Below are 16,246 nucleotides of genomic sequence, written 5' to 3'. Positions count from 1 at the left end.
AAATAAGCATTTTTAACCACTTTTGCGTCAAAACCCTTGTATAACAACTGCTAATGATTGTTAAGCACTATGATTGTTAAAACTCACAACAGCCTTAAAAAACAACTCAAATCAATACTGCTAGAGAATAAAACCATTGGTTTTGTCCCTACAATGGGAGCATTACACAAGGGACACTTATCTCTTATGCAACAGGCAGTTAATGAAAATGATGTCCTAGTGGTTTCCATATTTGTAAACCCTACTCAATTTAACAATCAAGATGATTTAGAGAAATACCCTAGGACGATTGAAAAAGATTACGCATTAATTAAGAAAGAGTTTAATGATGCTGCTATTTTAGTTTACACACCTAGTGTGCAGGATGTGTATGGGGAAAATGTACATTCAAAATCTTACCAATACGATGGATTAGAGAAAGTAATGGAAGGCGCAAATAGGCCAGGTCATTTTGATGGTGTTGGAACTATACTAGAATTTTTATTTAAAGTGGTGTCACCAGACAAAGCTTATTTTGGTGAAAAAGATTTCCAGCAGCTCCAAATTGTGAAAAAATTGGTGCAAAAATTGAAACTCAATGTAAAGGTTGTCGGCTGTCCTATTAAACGAGAGGCAAATGGTCTTGCAATGAGTAGTCGTAATGAAAGGTTAAGCTCACATGCTAGACATGAATCACAAGTGATTTTTCAAACTTTGCAACGTGCAAATGATTATTTAAAAAATAACAGTATTTCATCCACCATCAACATGGTGAGTAATATTTTTGAGAATCTAGAGAATTTTGAATTAGAGTATTTTACTATAAATCGAGAAAGAGATTTAAAACCTGCAATTCGTAAATCAAAAAACACTGCTTTAAGGGCGTTTATAGTAGTGCACGTTGAAGGTGTAAGACTTATAGATAATCTGGCATTAGATTTGTAAATCATTTTTTAAAAGTCTGTTAGACTATATGTTAATCTAATTATTACATAATCGTATCTTTGCACCATGTTAATTACAGTTGTCAAATCAAAAATTCACCGTGTTAAGGTCACAGGAGCAGATCTTAATTACATAGGCAGTATCACCATTGATGAAGATTTAATGGACGGTGCAAATATTGTAGAAGGTGAAAAAGTCCAAATAGTAAATAACAACAACGGGCATAGGCTAGAAACATATGCAATACCTGGTCCTAGAGGAAGTGGAGAAATCACACTTAATGGTGCTGCTGCTAGATTAGTCTCTCCAGGTGATGTTCTTATCTTAATTACCTACGCACAAATGACCATGGAAGAAGCTCGCAGTTTTAAACCATCTCTTTTATTTCCTAATGAGGAGAACAACTTGCTCACCTAATCTTTGAAAAACAATCTGATTAAATTTTTGAAAATAGGCTTGCCTTTGTTTATAGGTGCATGGCTCATTTATTATTCATATAATCAGTTCACAAACGAGCAGTTAGAACAAATATATGCACAAATTAAAGGTGCAAATTATTACTATGTTATAGTTGGTTTAATTCTAGCTTTACTCAGTCATTTGTCTAGAGCTTGGAGATGGAATTACATGCTATCCCAGTTTGGAAAACCACCTACATTTTTGACAAATATTACTGCAATTGGAATAGGGTATGCTATGAATATTTTTATTCCACGTAGTGGTGAATTATCTAGAGCGATAGTTGTAAATCGCAACCACGGTATACCTGTTAATAAAGCAATAGGTACTATAGTTGCAGAACGTGTGCTGGATTTTGGTATCTTACTACTAATAACCGCCATAGCTTTATTACTATCACAGGACGTCTTTTTAGAATACTTTATTGGTGGTTTTAAGTCCGCTTTCGCGAAAGCGAACTCATCACAATTACTGTTATACTTAGCAATAGTAATCTCAGTAATAATACTGGGAATATTTTTAATCAAAAGGTTAGGATTGTACCGAAAAGTACTTGACTTTTTAAAAGGTATGAAAGAAGGCTTTTCAACCATTTGGACAATGAAAAAAAAGTGGCTGTATTTAATACATACTTTTTTTATCTGGTTCATGTACCTAGCCATGTTTTACGTGAGTGTATTTGCAATTTCATATGAGGGAACATTTGCTGTTGCTGCTATATTAGCAGCCTTTGTAGCAGGTAGTTTTGCAGTAGCGTTTACAAATGGAGGATTTGGAGCTTATCCTTTTTTGATTGCTCAGGTGTTATTATTGTTTCATGTACCAGAAACGGTAGGAACTTCATTGGGCTGGATATTGTGGCTATCACAAACAGCACTGGTTCTAGTGTACGGATTAATTTCCTTTATATTATTGAGTTTAAAAAAATAATCTCTTCATTTTTCTTAAATTCAGCATCTCAAAAAACGGAGATGAAAAATATTGTTATTGCGTTTGCTTTTCTGTCCTGTTTAACCACGTATTCACAAGCATTGTACAGGTCATTTCCTAGCGATGTTTTAGGAGAAGAACGCAACGTAAAAATTCTTAAACCACGTAACTACAATAGTAACCAAGAAAAAACTTATCCATTAATCCTAGTCTTAGATGGTGATTATCTTTTTGAACCCGTTTCAGGAGTAGTGGATTATTTGTCTTATTGGGATCAAATGCCCGAATCCTTTGTAGTAGGAATAAATCAACGTAAAAGCCGGTACGATGATACAGCTATCAACGTCGAATCAGGCTTTCCCGAGGAGCAAGCTCAACGTTACATGGATTTTATCATGGAACTTGTGACAACCATGCAAAAAGAATATCGAGTTGCACCATTTACCGTTCTAGTGGCAAAGGATATAAATGCAAATCTTGCGAGCTTCTTTCTCATGCGTAAAAAAGTGGCTATAGATGCTTTTTTACAAATAGAACCAGATTACACTACACTTATTCAAGAGAATCTAGTTAACAAAATATCTAGTCTGGATGAGTACAATTATTTTTATGTAGCTACCAGCGCACAAAAAAATGTCGCCAGCGAGCTGTTCTCTGAACAAACAGATTCTCTGTTTTCTACTAAAGAGAATGTGAAGTTGAAGCACGAAAGTATTGAAGAAACTAATTTTTATAACGTTGCAGCGCAAGCTATACCACGTGGATTGGATTTCATCTTTAATGAATACCAATTGGTAGAAGGTGAGCAACTATTAAATTCGAATCTTGCCCAGGATACCTCTAAAGAAAGTGCAAATCGTACTGCTGATATGAAAACAGCCGTACAAACTTTGCTGGACAAATATGAATATGTGAAAAAAGTGTATGGCATAGATATGAAATTGAGATTAAAGGATCTCGTAACTATGTCAGAATATATTATCAGAGAAAAAGACTGGGAACAATTACTCGATATGGCAACCATTGTTGATAAGGAATATCCAGATATCATGTACGGTAAGTTTATAGAAGGAATGGGATACGAAGGTATAGGTAGATATGGTCGTGCGATTAAATCTTTTGAACAGGCCTATATATTAGAAGAGGCTGTAGGTTTAACAAAGGATGATTGTTTAGATAAGGTAGAGGCCTTACAAGCTAAAGAATAATGGCAAAAGTAAAGACAACGTGGTACTGTCAAAATTGTGGTGCCCAGTACGCAAAATGGCAAGGACAATGCACCACCTGTAAAAAGTGGGATTCTTTAGTAGAAGAAGTAGTTCAAAAAGAGCAAACTCCTAGTTGGCAAACAGATGATGCTCCAGGTACGCTTTCGCGAAAGCGTAATTCAAAACCTCAACGCATTTCCGAAATAAATGCTCAAGAAAGTCCACGGTTGGATACTACTAATCTAGAATTCAATAGAGTGCTAGGTGGTGGATTGGTTCCTGGATCGGTTACCTTGCTAGGTGGTGAACCAGGTATAGGTAAATCAACACTATTGTTGCAAGTGTGTTTGAATCTGCCTTTTAAAACTTTGTATGTAAGTGGTGAGGAAAGTGCGCAACAAATAAAAATGCGAGCAGATCGTATTAACAAAAACGCCGAAAATTGCTACATACTCACTGAGACAAAGACTCAAAACATTTTTAAACAAGTAAGTGATATTGAGCCTGATGTTTTAATAATCGATTCGATTCAAACTTTACAAACACAACACATAGAAAGTACCGCAGGTAGTGTTTCACAAATAAGAGAATGTACAGGTGAATTAATAAAATTTGCCAAACAAACAGCTACTCCCGTTATTGTAATAGGTCACATTACAAAAGACGGTCACATTGCTGGACCTAAAATTCTTGAGCACATGGTAGACACCGTGCTACAATTTGAAGGAGATCGCAATCATACGTATAGAATTTTGCGAGCTCTTAAAAACCGTTTTGGTAGCACTCATGAAATAGGTATTTATGAAATGTTAGGCCATGGATTGCGTGAAGTAACTAATCCTAGTGAAATATTGATTGCAAACAAAGATCTTGAAATTAGTGGAACCGCAATTGCAGCTACGATGGAAGGTATGCGACCACTTATGATCGAGGTTCAAGCACTAGTAAGTACGGCTGTTTATGGAACACCACAACGCAGTGCAACGGGTTATAATTTAAAACGTCTTAATATGATACTAGCAGTCCTAGAAAAAAGGGCAGGATTCAAATTAGGTCAAAAGGATGTTTTTCTAAACATTACTGGTGGTATTAATGTTGATGATCCAGCAATCGACCTTGCAGTGGTCGCAGCTATATTATCATCAAATTTTGATATAGCACTCAATCCCAAACACTGTTTCAGTGCTGAGGTTGGTCTGGGCGGAGAAATAAGAACAGCTAGTAGAATGGAGCAACGTATTAATGAAGCTGGTAAATTAGGCTTTGATAGAATTTGTATTGCACCAGCCAAACAAAGTTTTAAAAACTCTACTGCTCAGGTTGTTGCCTTTTCAAAAATTGAAGACTTAGTTAGATATCTTTTTGCTTAAAACTTAAAAAATGAAATATTTATCTATTATAATTTGTTTGTTATTGATCATTACCTCTTGTAATGAGAGTAAAACCATAGAAAAGACAGAGAAACCTAGAAAGGTAAGTGAAGTGGACATGAGCAGTAATGATGTAGTTCATTTGTCAACTGTTGATGGGACTTACGATAATTGGGAAAATTTTCTAGAGAAAAACCGTGGCAAAGTAGTTTATCTAGATATTTGGGCAAGCTGGTGCGGACCTTGTAAAGCTCAATTTCCTCACGCCAAAAAACTTAAAGAAAAGTTCGCAGGTAAGGAAGTTGTATTTGCTTACATATCCATCGATCAAGCAGAGGAAAGATGGAAACAAGGAATTCAACAATATGATATTAATGAATATTCCTTTCATGCAAAAAATTATCCAAAAGCCTCCTTGTTCCAAAAAAATGATGTGAGTCGCATACCTAGATATATGCTTTTTGATAAAAATGGTAGATTGGTAGATAACAATGCTGCAAGACCTAGTCAACCTTCATTAGAAACTACCTTAAATAGTTTTTTAGCTCTTTAAAAACTATTTATCTTTGAAAGCATATCACGTAAACAAACACACCATGAGTCTAGATAAAACAGGAATTGCCAAAAGAATCGCTCAAGAACTACAAGACGGTTACTACGTTAATCTAGGGATTGGAATTCCTACCCTAGTTGCAAATTATATTCCTGAAGGTGTTCAGGTTGAATTTCAATCTGAAAATGGTGTGTTAGGAATGGGACCATTTCCTTTTGAAGGAGATGAAGATGCTGATGTAATTAATGCAGGTAAACAAACTATTACAACTTTACCTGGAGCCAGTTTTTTTGATAGCGCAACAAGTTTTGGGATGATACGTGGACAGCACGTTGATTTAACGATACTAGGAGCTATGGAAGTAGCCGAGAACGGTGATATAGCAAATTGGAAAATTCCAGGTAAGATGGTAAAAGGAATGGGTGGTGCTATGGATCTAGTTGCTAGTGCCGAAAATATTATTGTAGCTATGATGCATACAAACCGTGCTGGTGATAGTAAACTTCTTAAAAAATGTTCATTACCTCTTACCGGTGTAAACTGTATTAATAAAGTGGTTACCAATCTTGCTGTGCTCGAGGTTACTGATGATGGCTTTAAATTACTAGAAAGAGCTCCAGGCGTCTCTGTAGACGATATAAAAGCAGCAACTGAAGGTACTCTTATCGTTGAAGGTGATATTCCTGAAATGTCCTTATAAGAAAAGCTCCTATGAAAAGACATTTGCTTGATCCACAATTGTCACAAAATGGTTATTTCCCTCTTGACCTTTCAATCAATAATCCTTTTTGGAAGCGTAATGATGTGGCCGATATATCGGTGTGTCATGAGTATATCGAGCAACAGCGTAAAACTCACGGCGCTTTTTTGGCCATAGGTGGCTACTTAGAACAGCGAGCTCTTTATCAAAAAAATGAAAGATTCAATAAAGGAATTGTACGTGATATTCATCTAGGAGTAGACATATGGGCGCCAGCAGGAACCACTGTTCATGCAATGTATGATGGTGTAGTTCACAGTTATGCGCACAATAGTGATCCTGGAAATTATGGTCCTACATTGATCTTGCAACACGATATTGAAGGACAAACGATATATACACTTTATGGTCACTTGAGTTTGGATGATGTAAACAAGTGGGAAGTTGGATATCGCTTTCGCGAAAGCGAAATAATAGCTCATTTAGGAACACCTCAAGAAAATGGTGGTTATAGTCCGCATTTACATTTTCAAGTAATGACAGATATGAAAGGATATCAAGGAGATTTCCCAGGAGTAGCCGCCAAAGAGGAGCTTGAACAGTATAAGGATATAGTATTAGATCCTATGTCATTTCTCGAGTAAGTAGGGTATTTACTTATATTTGCTGCTACAACCTCATCTATGAAAAAGCGCGTACTTATAACAGGAGCAGCGGGATTTTTAGGGTCTCATCTATGTGATAGATTTATAAAAGAAGGCTTTCATGTTATTGGAATGGATAACCTGATTACAGGAGATCTTAAAAATATAGAGCATTTATTTCCACTAGAACAATTTGAATTTTTTCACCATGATGTTTCAAAGTACGTCCATGTTGCAGGAGATTTAGATTATATACTACATTTTGCGAGCCCAGCTAGTCCTATTGATTATCTTAAAATCCCTATACAAACCTTAAAGGTAGGTTCGCTAGGAACTCACAACCTACTTGGTCTAGCCAAAAATAAAAAAGCCAGGTTGCTTATCGCTAGTACTAGTGAGGTTTACGGTGATCCTCTTGTTCATCCACAAGCAGAAGATTATTATGGTAACGTAAACACAATAGGTCCTCGTGGTGTATATGATGAAGCAAAAAGGTTTCAAGAGTCTATAACGATGGCTTACCACAGGTTCCATGGTTTAGAAACTAGAATTGTACGCATTTTCAACACCTATGGACCTCGTATGAGACTTAATGATGGTAGGGTAATTCCTGCTTTTATGGGGCAAGCGCTGCGTGGCGAGGATCTCACTGTTTTTGGAGATGGATCACAAACCAGGTCTTTTTGTTATGTAGATGATCAGGTAGAAGGGATTTTTAGGTTATTAATGAGCGACTATCCCATGCCAGTAAACATTGGTAATCCCAATGAAATATCGATAAGTGATTTTGCACAAGAAATAATTAAATTAACAGGTACTGATCAAAAGGTGATTTATAAGGACTTACCACAAGATGATCCTATGAAGCGTAAACCTGATATTTCACTTGCTAAAGAAATATTAAACTGGGAACCACAAGTTTCAAGAGAAGAAGGGATGCGACGTACTTTTGAGTATTTTAAAACGTTATCTCCAGAAGAATTAGATAAACGTGAGCACAAAGACTTTACACAACATAACCGAAGATAAAATCACTTATAGAGATCAACGGTATTCTGGGTTTATAAGGCCATTATCGTACCTCATTGATTTAAGTTTGATTGTCATATTTGCTTCACATTTTTTTGAGAGCTCCTTTGACGTGCTTACCTATGGAATTTTTATTGGTATTTGCTGGGTGCTTGTATCCATGCAGTTTGATTTTTATAAAACTCAACGCAATACTGATATAATCACTCTTCTAGGTAGACTGGTTAAACAAGCCGTGGTTTTTGCATTTATGGTATTTGCCTTCTTTGGCTTTTATTATGAGATAAATAACAATACCATGATTGTTTCCAAATACCTACTGTGGACCATGGGAACAATCTCGGTAATAAAAATAAGTTTGTTCTATATTTTAAAACATTATAGGTCGGTTTTAGGCGGTAATTTTAGAAATGTAGTACTACTAGGAGTCAACAAGGATACTAAGCAGTTATCAAGTTTTTTTAATAAGCACAAGGATTACGGTTATCGCACTCAAAATATTATCGACACAAGTTCTAGCGAGTTTTCCATGCAGGAATTTCAAGAATATGTTTTAGACAATCAAATAGACGAAATCTTTTGCTCAGTTAGAGAACTTAAAAATGAAGATCTCATTAATCTTACTGAATTTGTTGACAATAATTTAAGGACACTTAAATTCATACCCGATACTGATATGCCTCTTTCTAGGCAATTACATTATGAGTACTACGGTCGTACACCAATAATATCCCTACGTCAAATACCTTTAGATGATTTTGGTAATCAATTTATAAAACGAGCCTTTGACATTCTTTTTTCTTTATTTGTTATTGTTTTTTTAATGTCATGGTTAACACCTTTAATAGCCTTGATTATCAAACTAGAATCCAAGGGACCTGTCTTTTTTACCCAAAAGCGTAACGGTTTGGACTATAAAGAATTCACTTGTTTTAAGTTTAGATCCATGGTTCCTAACAACAAGGCACACCTAGAACAAGTAACACGAGGCGATCAACGAATAACCAAAATTGGTAGGTTTTTAAGGAAAACCAGCATTGATGAATTACCTCAATTTTTTAATGTGTTACTAGGCTCCATGAGTGTGGTAGGTCCTAGACCTCATATGGTTAGTCACACACACATGTATGCCGAACGTATCGATAAATTCATGGTGCGTCATTTTGTGAAGCCAGGAATAACAGGACTAGCACAGGTAAGTGGATATCGAGGCGAGGTAGAAACAGAAGACGATATTAAAGGTCGCGTGCGCAATGACATTTACTACATTGAGAATTGGAATATTAATTTGGACATCAAGATTATAATTAAAACAATCACCAACGTGTTTAAGGGTGAGGAAAAGGCATATTAATGGATTTAGTAAGTGTTATAATACCAACTTACAACAACCAGGATACATTAGGTGAAACCCTAGATAGCGTTTTAAATCAAGACTACCGGCCTATTGAATTAATAATTGTTGACGACTGCAGTGTTGATGATAGTCACGCTTTCGCGAAAGCGTATTCTACAAAAAATTCTTCTCAAGAAATAAGTTTTATAATTCAAGAAAATAAAGAAAACAAAGGAGCTGGTTTTACTCGTAATCGGGCAGTTGAGCTAGCAAATGGTAGATATATTGCCTTTTTAGATGCCGATGATCTTTGGAAACCCTATAAACTCTCCTTGCAAATCGAACAAATGAGACTGTCACAAGTAGCGATGTCCTATGGTGCTTATGAGATATTCACAGAAAATGCGAGTGAGCCTAAATACCTTCAAAAGGTTTTCAATTCACTAACTTATAAAAAGTTACTACGAGCAAACTATGTAGGGAATTTGACAGGAATTTACGATACCCATAAAATAGGAAAGGTTGTCGTGTCTTCATTACGTAAAAGACAAGATTGGGCCATGTGGTTGGATGTGATTAAACTATCGGGTACAGCTATCGGTATAGAAAAACCCATTGCCAGTTATAGAACAGGCAATGGGTTGAGTTCACGAAAAAGTAGTCTGATTAAATATAACTATGCTGTATATCGCAACCACCTTAATTACTCTTTTTTAAAAAGCTGTTGGTCCATGATGCTTTTTATTTACGAGCAATGGTTTATCAAGAAAGCCTTGATTAAAAAACTGGATTAAAGTCCTAGAGATTGTTGTTTTGTACGTTCTTTCTCTTCAGGTTCTTCTACTTCATTGTTTCTTAGACCATAATTTCCAAAATTGTAAGTGAATGCGACACTAAAGGTGTTAGTCTCTGGTAAATAAGTAACGCCTACATCCTGGTTACGATAAATAGACTCCATTAATCTGTTTTGACCTCTAAAAACATCATTATATGCAATCCTAAGATTTGCTCTACGGCTCCATAACGATTTGTTTATGGCAAAGTTACTCACGATCATATTTTGCATTCTAAACGAACCAAATAAGATATCACTTACATAATTTAGCTCGGCATCCAAAGACCAGGTACGATCTTCTGAAAGGCTAAATCTACTAAAGCTAGAGAGATAAACTCCTGTCACGTCCTGCTTTTGGTCTACACCGCCGGACTGTACTGCAACAAATTCGTTTTCTAAATAAAAGAAACTAGCAGAAAGTGCAAGCAACCAAGAATCAGTTGGGTATTGAAAGGTTTCAATATCTAGACTATATTGTAGCTCGTAGTTCAAATTAGCATTTTGAAAATTTAAACTGTTTGCATTATTATCTTGAAAAGGTAGAATAGAAAGTAAGTCCTTTGAATACAAATAATAAGCGTCAAAAAACCAGGTGTCGTTATGATTCCATGCAACACTATATTTATTGTTGAATGAAGGCATTAAATTAGGATTACCAGAATTAAAATTGGTTTCATTTACAAAAATCCTATAGGGATTTAGACTCTCATAACGTGGTCTTTCAATGCTTCTTTTGTAACTTAATGTAAGTGTGTTGCTTTCATCAAGCGAATGTCCTAATGATGCCGTAGGAAACCATGAAAGATAGTTTTGAGTATTCACTATTCCTAGACTTCTTGAATCACCTGTAATATCAGTTTGCTCAGCTCGTAGTCCAGCGGTAAGAAACCATTTTTCCCAATTGCGTTCCATCTGTCCGTAGAAAGCAATGATTTTTTCATCATAGGCATAGTTATCCGAGTTAGCAGGAACAATAATCGGTGAAGTTCCATTTGAATCAAAGAAATCCTGTACGGTTTGTGAATCAATTTGATTATACTTTGCTCCAGTACTTAATTGGTATTCGCCCAATGCGAATTGATAATCTATCCCAGCTGTGTAAATAGACACATCAAGATCTATGTCCGACAAAAAACTATTACTTCCAGTGGTATTATTTTGAGTGTCAAAAAATCTAGTAAAAACATCCTGATAGTTGTCTTTATTAGTAAATACATGATTTCCATAAAGCCTGAGGACGTTCCCGTTATCTGCATAATAGTTGTAGTCGGCATTCACAAAACCAGTTGCTGCGTCTCGTTCATTGAGACCGTTAGTTTCTAAGCCTGAAAAATCGGTATCACCATCTTGAAGAATTAATGTGCGTGTAAAAGCATCACCATCTTGATTGTTATTAACGTTAATATTTCCAGAAACACTTAGGTAGCTTTTACTGCTTAAGCTAAAATCTATAACAGTATTCAGGCTGTGAGCATCACTTTCATTCACATTATTATAATCAGTGAACCAGCGTTGCGATCTAGTACCATCAGGATTAAAAAAGCCTATTTCGTTTTCTTCTATATAAAGATCTTCTCTTGGGTTGTAACTATAGTTAGCATATATGTTTACCCAATTATTTTTATAAAAATGTGAAGTACCTATTTTGTATTTGGCAAGCTCGTCGATGGTATAACTACCCATTACATTACCCTTGTAACCTAATGAGATTCCTTTGCTAGTGTTAATATTGATGACTGTTCCACCTTCGGCATCGTAACTTGCCGGTGGATTGGTAATGACCTCTACATTTTTGACATTATCACCACTATAGCCAGCTAGTAATTGATTGAGCTCATCATCGGTTAGGTATACTCTTTTATTATTAATATAAATTTGAGCAGCCTGTCCTTTAACTATATAAGTGTTGTTTTGTTTAAAAACACCAGGCGAACTGCGTAATATGGTCAATGCATCAGTATTACTCAGACTTGTATTCTCTACATTAAAAATGAGCCTATCCGCTTTCTTAGTTACAGTAGGTCTTTTGGCCGTGACAGTGACCGCATCCATGGATTCAATTTGCTCTTGAACTATAAGGTCTCCTAGATTTTGATTGCTGTTAATGGTAAGCTTTCGCGAAAGCGTAACATAACCTACACCTGTAACCACCATCGTATATTCACCATCTTCTATGTTCTTAAAAAGGACTTTACCCAGATCGTCACTGCTTGTACCTTGATAAAACGTACTGTCTGGCATTTTGTAAAGAATACTATTTAGATAGGGTAGGGATTCATTCTTTTCATCGATGAGTCTTGCTGTAAGCTCGTGCTGTGCAAACGAACTAAAAGAAACAAGGAAGAATAGGTAAGGGAAAAATCTATTCATGAGGCTTTTGAGTTGGAATTTAGACCACTAAAATAAAAAAGGGATAGGAAAATACCGACTTTAAATTCGACTATATTTGCATCTCGATTGAAACGACTATGAAGAACATACGTAATTTTTGCATTATTGCGCATATTGACCACGGTAAAAGTACACTGGCAGACAGGTTGTTAGATGCTACTCAAACTGTTACAAAGCGTGAGGCTCAAGCACAGCTATTAGACAATATGGATCTAGAGCGTGAGCGTGGTATTACCATTAAATCTCACGCAATACAGATGAATTATACAGCTCCAGATGGCGAGCAATATATTCTTAATCTGATAGATACTCCTGGTCACGTAGATTTTTCCTATGAAGTTTCTAGATCTATTGCTGCTTGTGAAGGTGCTTTGTTGGTAGTTGATGCCGCACAAAGTATTCAAGCACAAACGATCTCTAACCTTTACCTTGCACTAGAAAACGATCTTGAAATCATACCTGTACTTAATAAAGTTGATTTACCTAGTGCAAATCCAGAAGAAGTAACCGACGACATTGTAGACTTGTTAGGTTGTGACCCAGAAGAGGTAATACCGGCAAGTGCCAAAACAGGAATAGGAATCCAAGAGATTCTAGACGCTATCGTTGAGCGTGTACCAGCTCCTGTAGGTAATCCTGATGAGCCGTTGCAGGCATTGATTTTTGATTCTCAATACAATCAATTTAGAGGTGTGGAAACCATCTTTAGAGTTATAAATGGTAGTATTAAAAAAGGTCAACATATTAAGTTTGTTGCAACCGGTGAAAGCTACTATGCCGATGAGATTGGAACTCTTAAGCTGAAACAAGAACCTAAGAAAGAGATAAGCTGTGGTGATGTAGGTTACTTGATTACAGGTATTAAAGAGGCAAAGGAAGTTAAGGTAGGTGATACTATAACTGATCACGATAATCCGACTAAGAATGCAATTGAAGGTTTTGAAGATGTTAAGCCTATGGTTTTTGCAGGTATATATCCTGTAGATACTGAAGATTACGAGGATTTAAGAGCTAGTATGGAAAAATTACAGCTCAATGATGCCTCGCTTGTCTTTCAAGCTGAAAGTAGTGCTGCATTAGGATTTGGTTTTAGATGTGGATTCTTGGGAATGTTACATTTAGAGATCATACAAGAAAGATTAGAACGTGAGTTTGATATGACGGTGATCACTACGGTACCTAACGTATCCTATCACGCTTACACTAACAAAAATCCTAACGATATTGTAATCGTTAATAATCCTAGTGATTTACCAGAACCATCAACACTTAATCGCGTAGAAGAGCCATTTATTAAAGCTACGATTATTACAAAATCTGACTTTGTGGGTAATGTAATGTCATTGTGTATTGAAAAACGTGGTCAAGTAAAAAATCAAACCTATCTTACTCAAGAGCGTGTGGAACTAGTTTTTGACATGCCGTTGGCAGAAATCGTTTTTGATTTCTACGATAGATTAAAAACAGTAAGTAAAGGTTATGCTAGTTTTGATTATGCGCCTATTGGTATGAAAGAGTCAAAACTTGTACGAGTAGATATTCTGTTAAATTCTCAAACTGTAGATGCTCTTAGTGCGCTTGTGCATTTTGATAATGCTTATACTATTGGTAAAAAGATGGTTGAAAAATTAAGAGAGTTAATCCCTAGACAGCAATTTGACATACCGGTACAAGCAGCCATAGGAGCCAAAATTATTGCTCGTGAAACTATCAAAGCGTTGCGTAAAGATGTAACGGCAAAATGTTACGGTGGTGATATTTCTCGTAAGCGTAAGTTACTAGAAAAACAAAAGAAAGGTAAAAAGCGTATGCGCCAGGTAGGTAATGTAGAAATTCCACAACAGGCGTTTATGGCGGTATTAAAGTTGAATGATTAATTCAATAGGCTTTAAAAAATAAAACAGCGACCAATTGGTCGCTGTTTTTTTATTAATTTTCTTCAAGTAGTACTTCACCGGTGGTAGTTTCTACTATTTCTTTACCTAGATATACCAGCAAGGACCCTTCATCTATTTCTAGATCTTGATTAAGTGATGGTATAACATCTATTGCCTTTCCTTTGCGTATAAATAATGGAATGATATTAGAGTCGGTTTTTGTTATTTCTAGAAGAGCATTAAAATGTTCTTGAGATTTTAATTCAATTTCTCTTATCTGACCGTGATATCTAGCTACTTCGTTAATGTTGATAAAATCGTCGGTAGGAGAAAATAAACCTTCCTCAGGATTTTGATTAGGATTGTTTATTTCATTGGCATGTACCAGTCTAAAGGTGCCGTTCTCTCCAAATTGATTGCCGAACCGTTCAACCGCATATTCATTAATTTGAGAGTTCCCAGTGAGAGCTAGCAAAAATCCAATGTTATTAAACTCAACATCGTCTGTAAGAGCGTCACTGTATACATCAGCGATGACAGCGTCTAGACCTTTTTCCTTAGCCAGTCTTACATTATTAGCATTACTGTCAACTAGCACAACCGCACGTTCGTGTTTTTTTAAGTAGTCAGCCACAAGTCTTGAGAACTTGCTGGCTCCTATTATCATAATTCCATTAGATTTCTTAAGAAAAACTCCTACAATTTTTGCAAAAGCACGTGCCGTAGTAGCATTAAGAAGTACAGTTCCTAATACGATCATAAAAACGAGAGGTGTAATATACTCTGCCCCTTCAATACCTTGAGAAACTAATTTTGATCCAAATAAAGATGCAATACCAGCTGCCACGATACCACGAGGACCTACCCATGATATGAAGAGTTTTTCATTTATTTTAAGTCCGCTGTTGACAGAACTCGCAAACACACCCAATGGTCTTATTAAAAGTACAACTATAGCAAAAAGCACTGCAGTTTTCCATGTATAGATTAAGTATAGATCTTCCATGTTAATATTTGCTGCTAGCAAAATGAATAAGATGGAGATTAATAAAACACTTAGGGATTCTTTGAAGTAAAGAAGTTCCTTAATATTGGGTAAATTAATATTACCCATCACCATTCCCATAACTACCACGGCAAGTAAACCAGATTCTTTGGCAAAGGTGTCGCTCAAAACAAAGACGCCCAATACAGCAGCTAGAGTCACTACATTAAGCAAGTAATGTGGAATAAATTTTTTCTTGATAGCAAAGGCAAGCGCATGAGCAAAAGAAAAACCAAAAGCAAATCCGAACAACACGATTTTACCAAACTCTTCAAGTGCCACTATGGTAAATTTCCCGCCAGATCCGGTGCTTATAAATTCAAATACCAATACGGCAAATAGAGCTCCTATAGGATCAATGAGTATACCTTCCCATTTAAGAATAGAACTTATATCTTTTTTCAACGGAATGTTTCGTAAAATAGGAGAGATAACGGTAGGACCGGTAACAATAATCAACGCACTGAATAAAAGTGAAATTTCCCAGCTCAAGTCAAAAATATAGTGAGCAGCAACACCAGCACCTATAAAAGTAATTATTACAGCCACAGATATAAGTTTTCCAATAACAGGACCAGTATTTAGAATTTCGGCTCGTTTCAGGGTTAAACCACCTTCAAAAAGAATTATACTAATTGCTAGTGAGACAAAATAGAATAAACTTTCTCCAGGAAACAGTCCGTTATCACCATTCCAAATGGGGTGAATGAGTTTCGTGTGATCTTCCGTATAAATGGTTGCGATGGGACCTACTAACAGTCCAATGATTATAAGGGGTAAAATTGCGGGTATTTTAAAACGCCATGCAACCCATTGCGCTAGTATACCTAAAATTATAATTCCTGCTAGTTCTAGCATATTTGGATAGATTTTAGGGCCAATTTACGACCTTTTTTAAATAGATGTTGAGGTTCCGCTTTCGCGAAAGCGTAATTACCACATTCT

General features: G+C 36.0%; 14 protein-coding genes. 12 read left to right on the top strand and 2 right to left on the bottom strand.

The genetic code is table 11. From position 1 onward, the window contains the following. Window positions 1-69: 69 nt before the first annotated feature. From panC to AAT17_RS06825, 11 genes are all read left to right on the top strand, one after another. On the top strand, window positions 70-924 hold the full coding sequence (gene panC, locus AAT17_RS06875; RefSeq protein WP_060525035.1) for a pantoate--beta-alanine ligase: 855 nt from the start codon (window positions 70-72) through the stop codon (window positions 922-924). 66 nt (window positions 925-990) lie between these two features. Next, window positions 991-1,341, top strand: a complete 351-nt coding sequence (gene panD / locus AAT17_RS06870) for an aspartate 1-decarboxylase (RefSeq protein ID WP_042276495.1) — start codon at window positions 991-993, stop codon at window positions 1,339-1,341. A 3-nt stretch (window positions 1,342-1,344) separates the two neighbouring features. Then, a complete protein-coding gene (locus AAT17_RS06865; RefSeq protein ID WP_060523396.1) occupies window positions 1,345-2,313 on the top strand; it encodes a lysylphosphatidylglycerol synthase transmembrane domain-containing protein in 969 nt (322 codons plus the stop codon). A gap of 41 nt (window positions 2,314-2,354) precedes the next feature. After that, window positions 2,355-3,521 carry an alpha/beta hydrolase gene (locus AAT17_RS06860; protein ID WP_060523395.1) on the top strand — a complete coding sequence of 389 codons (1,167 nt, stop codon included), beginning with the start codon at window positions 2,355-2,357 and terminating at the stop codon, window positions 3,519-3,521. Beyond that, window positions 3,521-4,891 carry a DNA repair protein RadA gene (gene radA / locus AAT17_RS06855; protein WP_060523394.1) on the top strand — a complete coding sequence of 457 codons (1,371 nt, stop codon included), beginning with the start codon at window positions 3,521-3,523 and terminating at the stop codon, window positions 4,889-4,891. Before AAT17_RS06860 ends, radA begins: the two co-directional genes overlap by 1 nt. Before the next feature lie 10 nt (window positions 4,892-4,901). Further along, the gene (locus AAT17_RS06850; RefSeq protein WP_060523393.1) at window positions 4,902-5,444 is read left to right on the top strand and encodes a TlpA disulfide reductase family protein; all 543 of its coding nucleotides are present in this window, start codon (window positions 4,902-4,904) and stop codon (window positions 5,442-5,444) included. Between the two features lie 43 nt (window positions 5,445-5,487). Further along, window positions 5,488-6,144 (top strand): CoA transferase subunit B, encoded by a 657-nt coding sequence (locus AAT17_RS06845; RefSeq protein WP_042276486.1) that lies wholly within the window; start codon window positions 5,488-5,490, stop codon window positions 6,142-6,144. An 11-nt stretch (window positions 6,145-6,155) separates the two neighbouring features. After that, window positions 6,156-6,788 (top strand): peptidoglycan DD-metalloendopeptidase family protein, encoded by a 633-nt coding sequence (locus AAT17_RS06840; RefSeq protein ID WP_060523392.1) that lies wholly within the window; start codon window positions 6,156-6,158, stop codon window positions 6,786-6,788. 39 nt (window positions 6,789-6,827) lie between these two features. Further along, window positions 6,828-7,817 carry a UDP-glucuronic acid decarboxylase family protein gene (locus AAT17_RS06835; RefSeq protein WP_060523391.1) on the top strand — a complete coding sequence of 330 codons (990 nt, stop codon included), beginning with the start codon at window positions 6,828-6,830 and terminating at the stop codon, window positions 7,815-7,817. Then, the gene (locus tag AAT17_RS06830) at window positions 7,780-9,171 is read left to right on the top strand and encodes an undecaprenyl-phosphate glucose phosphotransferase (protein ID WP_082586921.1); all 1,392 of its coding nucleotides are present in this window, start codon (window positions 7,780-7,782) and stop codon (window positions 9,169-9,171) included. Before AAT17_RS06835 ends, AAT17_RS06830 begins: the two co-directional genes overlap by 38 nt. Further along, a complete protein-coding gene (locus AAT17_RS06825) occupies window positions 9,171-9,947 on the top strand; it encodes a glycosyltransferase family 2 protein (protein WP_060523390.1) in 777 nt (258 codons plus the stop codon). The genes AAT17_RS06830 and AAT17_RS06825 overlap by 1 nt, the downstream gene beginning before the upstream one ends. Here the strand turns inward: AAT17_RS06825 and AAT17_RS06820 are convergent. Beyond that, complete coding sequence (locus tag AAT17_RS06820) at window positions 9,944-12,358, bottom strand: outer membrane beta-barrel family protein (RefSeq protein WP_060523389.1); 2,415 nt, start codon at window positions 12,356-12,358, stop codon at window positions 9,944-9,946. The genes AAT17_RS06825 and AAT17_RS06820 overlap by 4 nt on opposite strands. A 98-nt stretch (window positions 12,359-12,456) precedes the next feature. Between AAT17_RS06820 and lepA the strand changes: the two genes are divergently transcribed. Further along, window positions 12,457-14,256, top strand: coding sequence for a translation elongation factor 4 (gene lepA / locus AAT17_RS06815; protein ID WP_042276474.1), 1,800 nt, complete (start codon window positions 12,457-12,459; stop codon window positions 14,254-14,256). Window positions 14,257-14,308: 52 nt separating this feature from the next. Here the strand turns inward: lepA and AAT17_RS06810 are convergent, their stop codons facing one another. Further along, entirely contained in the window at window positions 14,309-16,159 is a 1,851-nt protein-coding gene (locus AAT17_RS06810; RefSeq protein ID WP_042276471.1) for a sodium:proton antiporter, read from the bottom strand. Between the last annotated feature and the right edge of the window lie 87 nt (window positions 16,160-16,246).

Source organism: Nonlabens sp. MIC269 (assembly GCF_001430865.1).
GTDB classification, from domain to species: domain Bacteria; phylum Bacteroidota; class Bacteroidia; order Flavobacteriales; family Flavobacteriaceae; genus Nonlabens; species Nonlabens tegetincola.
Note: the sequence above shows the minus strand (reverse complement) of the source record. Positions and strands in the feature narration are given on the sequence as shown.

Bases quoted from the DNA above. Each gene is read 5' to 3' on its own strand.
- panC (WP_060525035.1), top strand. From the start codon at position 70: ATGATTGTTAAAACTCACAACAGCCTTAAAAAACAACTCAAATCAATA.
- panD (WP_042276495.1), top strand. From the start codon at position 991: ATGTTAATTACAGTTGTCAAATCAAAAATTCACCGTGTTAAGGTCACA.
- AAT17_RS06860 (WP_060523395.1), top strand. From the start codon at position 2,355: ATGAAAAATATTGTTATTGCGTTTGCTTTTCTGTCCTGTTTAACCACG.
- radA (WP_060523394.1), top strand. From the start codon at position 3,521: ATGGCAAAAGTAAAGACAACGTGGTACTGTCAAAATTGTGGTGCCCAG.
- AAT17_RS06850 (WP_060523393.1), top strand. From the start codon at position 4,902: ATGAAATATTTATCTATTATAATTTGTTTGTTATTGATCATTACCTCT.
- AAT17_RS06845 (WP_042276486.1), top strand. From the start codon at position 5,488: ATGAGTCTAGATAAAACAGGAATTGCCAAAAGAATCGCTCAAGAACTA.
- AAT17_RS06840 (WP_060523392.1), top strand. From the start codon at position 6,156: ATGAAAAGACATTTGCTTGATCCACAATTGTCACAAAATGGTTATTTC.
- AAT17_RS06835 (WP_060523391.1), top strand. From the start codon at position 6,828: ATGAAAAAGCGCGTACTTATAACAGGAGCAGCGGGATTTTTAGGGTCT.
- AAT17_RS06825 (WP_060523390.1), top strand. From the start codon at position 9,171: ATGGATTTAGTAAGTGTTATAATACCAACTTACAACAACCAGGATACA.
- AAT17_RS06820 (WP_060523389.1), bottom strand. From the start codon at position 12,358: ATGAATAGATTTTTCCCTTACCTATTCTTCCTTGTTTCTTTTAGTTCG.
- lepA (WP_042276474.1), top strand. From the start codon at position 12,457: ATGAAGAACATACGTAATTTTTGCATTATTGCGCATATTGACCACGGT.
- AAT17_RS06810 (WP_042276471.1), bottom strand. From the start codon at position 16,159: ATGCTAGAACTAGCAGGAATTATAATTTTAGGTATACTAGCGCAATGG.